The 8,615-nt window shown below is 74.4% G+C and carries 10 protein-coding genes; 1 reads left to right on the forward strand and 9 read right to left on the reverse strand.

The genetic code is table 11. The features are described 5' to 3' along the window. The first annotated feature begins 225 nt into the window (after positions 1-225). On the forward strand, positions 226-681 hold the full coding sequence (locus OMK64_RS16960) for a ScoMcrA-related endonuclease (protein ID WP_272729537.1): 456 nt from the start codon (positions 226-228) through the stop codon (positions 679-681). Between the two features lie 33 nt (positions 682-714). Here the strand turns inward: OMK64_RS16960 and OMK64_RS16965 are convergent, their stop codons facing one another. The 9 genes from OMK64_RS16965 to OMK64_RS17005 form a co-directional block, all read right to left on the reverse strand. After that, complete coding sequence (locus OMK64_RS16965; RefSeq protein WP_272729538.1) at positions 715-1,194, reverse strand: nitroreductase/quinone reductase family protein; 480 nt, start codon at positions 1,192-1,194, stop codon at positions 715-717. 168 nt (positions 1,195-1,362) lie between these two features. Then, positions 1,363-1,644: an isoamylase early set domain-containing protein gene (locus tag OMK64_RS16970; RefSeq protein WP_272729539.1), complete on the reverse strand. Its 282-nt coding sequence runs from the start codon at positions 1,642-1,644 to the stop codon at positions 1,363-1,365. A gap of 158 nt (positions 1,645-1,802) precedes the next feature. Then, the gene (gene helR / locus OMK64_RS16975) at positions 1,803-3,941 is read right to left on the reverse strand and encodes an RNA polymerase recycling motor ATPase HelR (protein WP_272729540.1); all 2,139 of its coding nucleotides are present in this window, start codon (positions 3,939-3,941) and stop codon (positions 1,803-1,805) included. Between the two features lie 52 nt (positions 3,942-3,993). Further along, positions 3,994-4,791: a phosphatase PAP2 family protein gene (locus tag OMK64_RS16980; RefSeq protein ID WP_272729541.1), complete on the reverse strand. Its 798-nt coding sequence runs from the start codon at positions 4,789-4,791 to the stop codon at positions 3,994-3,996. A 114-nt stretch (positions 4,792-4,905) separates the two neighbouring features. Further along, complete coding sequence (locus OMK64_RS16985; protein WP_272729542.1) at positions 4,906-5,157, reverse strand: type II toxin-antitoxin system antitoxin; 252 nt, start codon at positions 5,155-5,157, stop codon at positions 4,906-4,908. A 7-nt stretch (positions 5,158-5,164) separates the two neighbouring features. Beyond that, a complete protein-coding gene (locus OMK64_RS16990; RefSeq protein WP_272729543.1) occupies positions 5,165-6,127 on the reverse strand; it encodes an SPFH domain-containing protein in 963 nt (320 codons plus the stop codon). A 94-nt stretch (positions 6,128-6,221) separates the two neighbouring features. Next, positions 6,222-6,533, reverse strand: a complete 312-nt coding sequence (locus OMK64_RS16995; RefSeq protein WP_272729544.1) for a DUF5808 domain-containing protein — start codon at positions 6,531-6,533, stop codon at positions 6,222-6,224. A gap of 46 nt (positions 6,534-6,579) precedes the next feature. Further along, a complete protein-coding gene (locus OMK64_RS17000) occupies positions 6,580-7,377 on the reverse strand; it encodes a glycoside hydrolase family 16 protein (protein WP_272729545.1) in 798 nt (265 codons plus the stop codon). A 207-nt stretch (positions 7,378-7,584) separates the two neighbouring features. Then, a partial coding sequence (locus tag OMK64_RS17005) for an endo-1,4-beta-xylanase (RefSeq protein WP_272729546.1) occupies positions 7,585-8,615 on the reverse strand: 1,031 nt, incomplete at its 5' end.

Genomic DNA, 8,615 nt, shown 5'->3' on the forward strand with positions numbered 1-8,615 from the left:
CTCGCCGCGCGTCGTGCGCCACGTCGCGAGCCCGCGCGTCAAGTCCCCGGAGGACGACTCCGACGAGACGGGACATCCGGGCCGCGCCCTCCCCCCGGCCCACGCGCGGGCTCCGGCGGCGCGCACCCCATCCGTCCCGGATCGTCCCGCCCCGATTTCACCCGCACCACCGCGACGGCGGCTACGGCGATCGGGGGACCCGCCGGGGCGACGTAGGCTCGGACCGTGGCCACGTTCTCCGCCGTGACGCGTCAGCACATCCTCCAGGCGATCGGGGAGCAGGACTCCCGCGGTCGCGACGACTTCCTCGGCGTCTACGGGTTCACGCCCGACGACGGGTATGCCCTGCTGCACGAGGGGCGCGTCTACGACCCGCGCGCGGTCGTCGGCGTCGCCCACCGGTACGCCACGGGACGCCTCGCGATCGCCGACGAGGTCGCCGTCGACGCCGCGGCCGCCGTCCTGCGCAAGCGCGGGTTCGACGTCACCGAGCCCGCCGTCGCGACCCGGGCCCCCGTCGCCGCCGCCCGGCCGGCGCGCGCCCCCCGGTCCACGACGCGCACGTCGACGCCCCGCACGACGACGCGCGCGAGCAGCGCGGCCCCCGAGCGGGTCGCGCCGATCTGCCCGACGTGCTCGATGACCCTCCCGGCCACCGGCGTCTGCGACTACTGCGGCTGACGTCGTCGGCCGCAGGCGCGGCCGGACCCCCGGTCAGCGCCGCGGCTCCAGCACGACCACCGCGGTCTCGGCCGGGCGTCGCGTCGCGAACCCGTCGAGGCCCTTGTCGAGCTTGCGGTACTCCGCCCAGAGGCGCTCCCGCTCGGCACCGGCCGCAGCCCTCGCCCGCACCCGACGTTCGCCGTCCTTGAGGACGACGGTCGCGTCGGGGTTCGCCTGCAGGTTGAGCCACCACGCGGGCTCGGGCGCGGCCCACCCGTTCATCGCGAGCGTGACGAGGTTCGGCCCGTCCTCCACGTAGGCGACGATGACCGTCCGCTCCTGCCCGGACCGGCGGCCCGTCGTGCGCAGCACGAGCGTCCCCCACCGGTCGGGCCGCGGTCGCCAGAGCCCCCGTCGCCCTCCCGTGACGCGGTACAGCGCACGGTGCACCACCCAGGCGGTGCGGACGAACCACCGGGGCGGGAGCCGTGGGCTGCGCGCCTCGTCGACCTGACCCGTCGTCTCGTCCATGGCCGCTCCCCCGTCCGGGCGTCCGCGGACCGGCGTCGGCCCGCAGGTCGCACGCTAGCGAGACGGCCGGGTGTCCGGGAACACCCGTTCCGTCCTGATCCACGGCCGGGGCGCGGCACCGCGCGCACGCCCGCTCGTCGACCGCCCGGTGTCCGGGCCGCCCGACGGTCAGGTGAGGACGACACCACCCTCGGACGTCAGGTGGTCGGCGTCGGCGTCGTCGAACCAGCGCCCGTGCTCCCCGAGGTACCGGAAGGTCACCGTCGACCCGGCGGGGACCTTGACCGACGTGCTCGACGTGCCGTTCGACCGCTTCTTCAGCGGGTGCACCCCGGGCGTCCAGCCGTTGAAGGAGCCGACGACGCTGACCGGGCCGTCGAGCGTCGCCGTCGGCAGCGCGAACGTGAGCGTGCAGGTGGCGGACGCGGCGGAACGGGACTTCTTGAGCACGGGCGGACCACTCTTTCCCTCGGACGGGCGACCCTGACGGGCGCATCGTGGCGCACGCATGTTTCGTGCGGTGACACCGTCCGATGAGCGCGAGGTGACGGCCGGGTGTCGTGGGGCGGTGTCGCCCCGGCGGCGCGCACCGTCGTGCCGGTCGGCGCTCAGCCGGTGAGGACGACGAGGCGCTGCGTGGCGCGGGTCATCGCGACGTAGCGGTCGACCGCCCCCTCCACGCCGTCGCCGAACGACTCCGGCTCGACGAGCACCACGAGGTCGAACTCGAGGCCCTTCGTGAGCACGGGCGGGAGCGACCGCACACGGTCACCCTCGGGGAAGGTCGGGTCGCCGACGACGCACGCGACGCCGCCGTGCGACGCGAGCCACTGCTCGACGACGGCGGGGAGGTCGGCGCGGCGCCCGTGCTGCACGGGCACCCCGGTCCGGCGCACGGACGTCGGCACGTTGGCGTCGGGCAGCGCGGCGCGGATGACCGGCTCGGCCTCGGCCATGACCTCTTCAGGCGTGCGGTAGTTGAGCGTGAGCGACGCGGTCTCGACGCCGGTCAGGCCGACGCGTCCGAGCCGCTCCTCCCACGACTCCGCGAACCCGCGCCGGGCCTGAGCGCGGTCGCCCACGACGGTCATGCTGCGCGACGGGCAGCGCGCGAGCAGCATCTGCCACTGCGCGTCGGTGAGCTCCTGCGCCTCGTCGACGACGACGTGCGCGAACGGCCCGGCGAGCGGGTCGGCGGGCTCGTCGTCGCCGGCGGGGTCGGCGAGCGCGTCGCGCAGGTCCTGGCCCTTCAGCATGGACATGAGGAGCAGCTCGCTGTCGTCGGCGGCGATCAGCTCGTCGACCACGCGCTCGCGCTGCTGCCGCTCGACGGCCCGCTCGGCGTCGCGCCGCCGTCGTCGCGCGGGCGCGTCGGGGTCGCCGAGCCGCGCGCGGGCGGCGTCGAGCAGCGGCAGGTCGGACGTCGTCCACGCGCGCGGCTCGTCGCGCTGCAGCAGCCGCACCTCGTCGGGCGTGAGCCACGGCGCGCAGAGCCGGAGGTAGGCCGGGACGGACCAGAGGTCGGCGACGAGGTCGGGCGCGTCGAGCAGCGGCCACGCACGGTTGACCGCCCGCGCCAGGTCGCGGTCGCGCAGCAGCGTGCGGCGCAGCTGGTCCGTGGGCACGTCGTCGTCGTGCTTCTCGACGAGGATCTCGAGCAGGGCCTCCCACACCTGCGCGCGCGCCTCGTTGTGCGGGGTACCCGGCTCGGGTGCGTCGAACGCCTCCGCCCAGTCGGCTGTGCTGAGCCGGACGTCCGCCCACGGCGTCTCGACGGTCATCCCCTCGGTCGGCGGGCGCTCGGAGAACCGGACGGCCGGCTCGATCGCGCGGACCATGTCGGCCGACGCCTTGAGCCGCGCGACCTCCGGGTCCGCCTCGTCGACGGCCGACGCGCCCTCCGGCACCAGGTCCGCGAGCGTGCACGTGCGGACGCCCTCCTCCCCCAGGCTCGGCAGCACGTCGGACACGTAGTCGAGGTACGGCTGGTGCGGCCCGACGAACAGCACGCCGCCCCGTCGGTGGCCGAGCCGCGGGTCGTGGTAGAGCAGGTAGGCGGTGCGGTGCAGCGCGACGACGGTCTTGCCCGTCCCCGGCCCGCCGTCGACGACGAGCGTCCCCTGCGAGCCCGCGCGGACGATCGCGTCCTGGTCGGCCGCGATCGTGCCGAGCACGTCCCGCATGCGCGCCGACCGGTCCGCACCGAGGCTCGCGACGAACGCCGACTGGTCGTCGAGCGCGGCGTCCGACACCAGCCCGTCAGGCGTGAAGACCTCGTCCCAGAAGTCGGTGACCCGTCCCGCGGTCCACCGGTAGCGGCGTCGGCTGGCCGCACCCATCGGGTTGCCGTGCGTCGCGCCGAAGAACGGCTCCGCGGCCGGGGACCGCCAGTCGACGAGCAGCCGCCGGCCGTCGGCATCGGTCACGCCGAGCCGCCCGACGTGGACGGGCTCGCCGCCGTCGGCGGGGACCACGCGCCCCAGGCACAGGTCGAGGCCGAACCGCTGGAGCACGCGCAGCCGCCCGGACAGGCGGTGGATCTCCTGGTCCCGCTCGAGCGCCGCCGTGCCGTGCCCGCCGGGTGCGCGGCGCGCCGCGTCGAGCCGGGCCGCGACGTCCGCGCGCTGGTGGTCGAGCGTGGCCGCGAGCGCGGCGAAGAACCGCTCGTCGTCGGCGACGAGGGCAGGGTCGGCCTTGGCCGCGAGGGAGTCGGGGAGGTGGAACGCGCTGGTCGTCTGCGAGGTCACGGTCGGCGATTCTTCGCCGCGAGGGGGGCCTTGCCGCAAGACCCCCTGTGCTCTATACGTTGAGAGTGGCGGGGACGTCCCCGCCGTCGTCGTGTCCGGGGGCGCCCGCGCGCCCGTCCCGGCGCCGACGGTCGACCGCCCGACCCCAGAGGGCCGCAGCACCGATCGACGCGATCAGCAGCACGGCCGTCCCGACGACGTCGAGCACGTAGTGGTTGCCCGTCGTGAGCACGACACCCGTCATCGCCAGGGGGAACAGCCACGCCGCCCACGCCGCCCGCGGGCGTGACGGACGCAGCGCGAGCCACACCGCGTACGCGCACCACGCCGAGAAGCCGACGTGCATGCTCGGCATCGCCGTGTAGACCGACCCGGGGGTCGGAGCGCTGCGGTCGCCGAGCGGGTCGTGCCGTCGGACGACGTCGACGACGCCCGCGAGCGCGAACCGTGGCGGCGACATCGGCACCGCCCAGTAGACGGGCAGCACGAGCAGCATCATCGCGAGCAGCGTCCGCCGGGCGCGCAGGTAGACCTCGGGATGCCGCACGTACACCCAGACCAGCACGCCGAGCAGCACCAGGTAGTACGACCGGTAGACGTAGACGGCGGCGACCTCGACCCACGTCGGCTGGGCGACCAGCCACTCGTTCGTCGCGAGCGTCACGTCGATGCCGAGCGTCCGCTCGACGTCCTGCAGCGCGAGCGCGTGCGCCGTCGCGGCGGCGGCGTCGCGCGCGACGTGCGCGTGCACCCAGGTGAAGACCGCGAACGCGCCGAGCACGACGAGGAGCTCGACGACCGCGCGGGGTCGTCGGGTCGAGCGTCCTGGCTGCTCCGTCGCGGCGGGCACGCGCCGATCCTGCCAGCGCGTGCGGCGGGTACGACAGGCTCCGGGAGGCAGTTGCGCGGCGGGCGCGCCACCGGCGCCGGGCCAGGGCCGGGGCCGGGACCGCGGCGGGCGAGGTCAGGCCGGGTCGTCGCGCGGGGGCCGGCCCGGGCGGCGCACGGGGGTGGCGTCGCGCGGCAGACGGCCCGCGTCGGCCAGGGCGCGGCGCAGGAGCAGGTCGACCTGCGCGTTGAGGCTGCGCAGGTCGTCCGCGGCCCACCGGGCGAGCGCGTCGTGCACGGCCGGGTCGAGGCGGAGCAGCACCTGCCGGCGCTCACGCCGCGGGGGCGTGGCGCCGGCCGGCTCGGTGCCGCTCTCGCCGGGGGTCACCGGGGGCTCACGAGTAGAGCGTGCCCGCGTTGACGACGGGCGTGGCGCGGCTCTCGCCGCACAGCACGACGAGCAGGTTCGACACCATGGCGGCGCGGCGCTCGTCGTCGAGGGAGACGATCCCGTCGCGCTCGAGGCGGCCGAGCGCGTCCTCGACCATCGAGACGGCACCCTCGACGATGCGCTCGCGGGCGGCGATGATCGCGCCGGCCTGCTGGCGCTGGAGCATCGCCTGCGCGATCTCGGGCGCGTACGCGAGGTTGGAGATGCGCGCCTCGATGACCTCGACACCGGCGATGACGACGCGCGCCGCGACCTCCGACGCGATCTCGCCCGACACCAGGTCGGTGGCGCCGCGCAGCGAGCGCTCGCCCGCGTCGGCGTCGTCGTAGGGGTGCGACATCGCGACGTGCCGCAGCGCGGACTCCGACTGCACCTTGACGAAGCCCTCGTAGTCCTCGACCGCGAAGGTCGCGCGCGCGGTGTCGGTGACCTGCCAGACGACGATGCACGCGATGTTGACGGGGTTGCCGTCGGCGTCGTTGACCTTGAGCTCGCTGGTCTCGAAGTTGCGGACCCGGACGGAGACCTTCTTCTTCGTGGTCAGCGGCACGGTCGCGACGAGGCCCGTCCGGCGGATCGTGCCCAGGTAGCGGCCGAAGAGCTGGACGACCTTGGTCTGCCCCGGGCTGATGACGGTGACGCCCGACGGGACGAACAGCGCGACCACCATCAGCAGGATGCCGATGGCGCCGAGTCCGGGGGCGTCGTCGGCGTCGGCGAGCGCGACCGCGGCGATGCCGAGCGCGATCAGGGCGAAGAACAGGAGCAGCACGAGCAGGGCCACGGCGGTGCCGCCGGACGGTGCGGGGCGTTCCACTACCTCGACGCGCGCCCCGGCGTGGCCGACGGGACGGCCGCTGGGGTCGCCGCCGACGGAGTCCTGCGGGGGCGTGGTCGGGTCGGGCATGGTGCTCAGCTCCTCGGGTCCGGCGCGCCGACGGCGCGCGACAACTAATGTGATATCACATTGCCGAGGAGGAGGGAACGTGGCCGGGACCGCGTCAGTCGTCCGACGAGAGCCTGCTGCGCAGCAGACCGAACACCTTCCCCATGTTGACCGTCCAGCCCACGCCGAACACCTTCGGGCCGATCAGGTGCGCCGCGTCCGGGTCCCAGACGCGCTCCTTGAACCGCTCCACGGTCGGCATCCGGAACTCGTACGGCACGAAACCGACGACCTTGCCGTTCCACTCGCGCTGGTCGGCAGGGGTGCGGAGCTCCTTGACGACCGCCGTCACCGCGAGGGCCAGCGAGATCAGCCGGAGGATGCCTTGCAGGTCGGGCCGCCGCCGGGCGGCTTCGTCGTGGGACACGCTGCGCCTCCTGAGTCGTGGTGAGGCCATGATCCACCCGGGGCCGTCAGCGGTGAAGGGTCACCTCGGCACCGCCCGACGCGCCACCCGACGTACCGCCCGACGCGCCGCCAGACCCGAGGTCGAGCACGCGGACGTGGTCCACGAGCATGGTCGCAGGCAGGGCCACCTCGTCGGCGTCGTTCCCCGGCCACCGGCCGCCGACGGCCAGGTTGAGCAGCAGGTGGAACCCGTGCCGGAACGGCCACGGCCCGGGCACGTCGTCGGGCGTCACGCGGTGGTACTCCACGCCGTCGAGGTCCCAGACGACCGCGTCGTCGGTCCACGTCACCGCGTACGTGTGGAAACCGTCGGCGAGCGGGGCGGGAGCCTCGTGCCGCCCACCCGCTCCCCCGCCGATGCCCGCGTAGCCCGGACCGTGGACCGTCCCGTGCACCGTGCGCGGCTCGGCGCCGACGTGCTCCATGACGTCGATCTCCCCGCACGCGGGCCAGCCCACGTCCTCGAGGTCGTCGCCGAGCATCCAGAACGCCGACCACGTGCCCGCGCCACGCGGCTGCCGGATCCGCGCCTCGACACGACCTCGCCGGACGGTCAACCGGCCCAGCGTCGTGAGGCGGGCCGAGGTGATGTCACCGTCGGCCTCGCGGCGCGCCGTGATCGCGAGCCGGCCGTCACCGGTCAGGTACGCGTTCCGCGTCGACGCCGTGTACCGCTGGAGCTGCTCGTCGCCCCACCCGCCCGCACCCGTCTCATGCCGCCACACGCGCGGGTCGGGCGGTGCGCCCGGCGGCCCGGCGAAGTCGCCGGCCCACACGACCCGGCGGTGCTCGTCGCGTGTCATCCGCCCCCTCGCCTCACCGGCCGCGTCGCGCCGATCGTCGACGCCTCGTCGCCCGACCGCAACCCCCGCCGTCCAGGCCGACCGCCCGCCGAGGAACTCCACCACGATCCCCGCTCCGGCCGTGAGGGGATCGGCGGCGCCGCGCGCACGACGGACGGGCGCGACACCCGAAGGTGCCGCGCCCGTCGCGGGGAAGACCTCAGGGGGTCAGGACGCCGAGCAGGTGATGCTGGGCCACGTCCAGTTGCCACCGTGCTGGACGGTGAAGCCGAACGAGGTCGTCTGGCCGGCCGACAGCGCACCGCTGCCGCTCGGACGCATCGTCATGACGTTGCCGGACGAGTCCCACGTCGGGGAGCCGTTCCAGGTCGCGATGATCTTCTGCGGCGAGCGCACGGTCACCGTGGACTGCCAGCTGCTGATGTTGGTGTTGGCGCGGATGGTCACCGTGCCGTTGAAGCGGTCGTTCCACTTCTGGCCCTCGGAGTACGTCGCCGTGCAGCTCGGCGTGCTGCCACCCGGGTTCGTCGGCGTGGGCGTCGGGTTCGGGTTCGTCGGCGTCGGCGTCGTCGGGTTCGGGTTGGGGTTGGTGGTCCCGCCCGCGTTCAGCTGGTTGAGGACGCTCGTGTACGCGGCCTTCTTGTTGCCCGACCCGTCGAAGAGCAGCGGCGTGCCGGACGCGCGCCACGAGTCGGAGTCACGGACGCCCCAGACGGTGATGCCGGTGCAGCGCGCGACGGAGAGGCAGGCCTGCACGACGCCCTGGTACTGCTGCGCCTGCGAGGAGCCGGAACCCTCGATGTCGAGCTCGGTGATCTGCACGTCGACGCCGAGGGCGGCGAAGTTGCGCAGCGTCACGTCGTAGTTCGACGGCACCGGGTTGCCCGAGTTGAAGTGCGCCTGGAAGCCGACGCAGTCGATCGGCACGCCGCGCGACTTGAAGTCGCGGACCATGTTGTAGACGCCCTGAGTCTTGGCGTGCGACCAGTTGTCGGTGTTGTAGTCGTTGTAGCAGAGCTTCGCGGCCGGGTCCGCGGCCCGGGCGGCGCGGAACGCGGCCTCGATCCAGTCGTTGCCCGTGCGCTGCAGGTTCGAGTCACGACGCGCACCCGACGAGCCGTCGGCGTAGGCCTCGTTCACGACGTCCCAGGCGTAGATCTTGCCCTTGTAGTACGACGCGACCTGCGTGACGTGGTTGAGCATCGCGTTGCGCAGGTCGGTGCCGGACAGGTTCTGCA

This window comes from Cellulomonas fimi (genome assembly GCF_028527925.1).
In the GTDB taxonomy this organism is placed as follows: Bacteria; Actinomycetota; Actinomycetes; order Actinomycetales; family Cellulomonadaceae; genus Cellulomonas; species Cellulomonas fimi_C.

Coding starts and splice junctions, on each gene's coding strand:
- OMK64_RS16965 (WP_272729538.1), bottom strand. CDS start 1,194: ATGGACGAGACGACGGGTCAGGTCGACGAGGCGCGCAGCCCACGGCTC.
- OMK64_RS17000 (WP_272729545.1), bottom strand. CDS start 7,377: ATGACACGCGACGAGCACCGCCGGGTCGTGTGGGCCGGCGACTTCGCC.
- OMK64_RS16990 (WP_272729543.1), bottom strand. CDS start 6,127: ATGCCCGACCCGACCACGCCCCCGCAGGACTCCGTCGGCGGCGACCCC.